General features: G+C 65.5%; 1 pseudogene. It reads left to right on the top strand.

Annotated features, from left to right (window positions below):
* Positions 1–124: 124 nt before the first annotated feature.
* A pseudogene (locus tag L324_RS01135) lies at positions 125–1,132 on the top strand (HNH endonuclease signature motif containing protein); the annotation flags it as partial.
* Between the last annotated feature and the right edge of the window lie 62 nt (positions 1,133–1,194).

Here is a 1,194-nt window from a genome sequence, read left to right as displayed (position 1 = left end):
CTAAATGCATTGTTTCGCACCGTAGTGGACCTAGCCGATGAGCCACCCATCGGTGTTATGGATGCCGTTTCCCGGTTACGTAAAATTACGAACACATGTTCGAGTGTTTTGGTATTATGGAGTCGTGTCCGAGACGATCCTTCCCGAGTTGCCACAGGACTTGTGGCGCGCCGGCAAGCTGGAGCTTGCCCATGGCGTGCAGCAGTTCCTGCAGGTGATCCGGATCGCCACCGCCGGACTGGGCCGGTATCTGGCGGAGATCGAGTCTCGGGGCGCGAAAGACTTGTACGGGTATGGCTCGACGATCAGGTGGTTCGCCGATGTGGCAGGGCTTTCCTTCGGTGAGGCGCGTCCGGTGGTGAATCGCGCGATCGCGCTGAATCCCACACGCGGGTTGGATGGGACGGATCTTCCTCCCTTGGCGCCCGCGACGGCGGCNNCGAGCCTGCCACTCGACACGTCAGCAGAGGACCGGGAGCACGCGGAGAAGACCCTGGCCGAGCTGGCCCGGCACGCCGGGCCTCAGCAACTGGCGAAAGCCGAACAGAACCTACTCGGCTGGCTCGACCCCGACGGCGCCGAGCCGAAAGAGCCCGAACCCAAACAGCCGCGTCGCGAGTTGACCTTGGAGCGCCGCAAGGACGGCTTCTGGAAACTCAACGGCCTCCTCGACGACGAAGCCGGTGCCCGCACCGCCGCCGCCCTCGAGGCCTACGCCGCACCCCGCCCGGTCGACGAATTCGGCCAAGCCGACCTGCGGACCAGACCCGAACGCCTCGGCGACGCCTGGGTCGACCTGCTCGAACTCGCGATCGCCTGCCCCGACCAGCCCGGCACCTCCGGCTACCGCACCCTCGTCCACGTCACCATCGGCCTCGACGAACTGAAAACCGGCCTCGGGACCGCCTGCGTGGACTTCGTCGGAACGATGACCGCCCGCGACGCCCGGATGGCGGCGTGTGACTGTCTGATGTTGCCGGTGGTGCTGAACGCGGCCGGTGAGCCGCTGGATGTGGGGCGGATGCGACGGTTCGTCACGCCCGGCCAGCGCCGGGCGTTGAACATCCGTGACGGGGGCTGCGCGTTCCCGGGCTGTCATCGGCGGCCGAAGAACTGTCACGCCCACCACATCCCAATGCCGCTAAGTTAAGCGTGAAAAATACATTCCTCTTGTTGGTGGATTCGGCCCGCGTG

Origin of the sequence: Amycolatopsis orientalis DSM 40040 = KCTC 9412 (assembly GCF_000478275.1) — a bacterium.
Lineage (GTDB): Bacteria > Actinomycetota > Actinomycetes > Mycobacteriales > Pseudonocardiaceae > Amycolatopsis > Amycolatopsis orientalis.
This window is presented reverse-complemented; position numbering and strand designations above follow the sequence as displayed.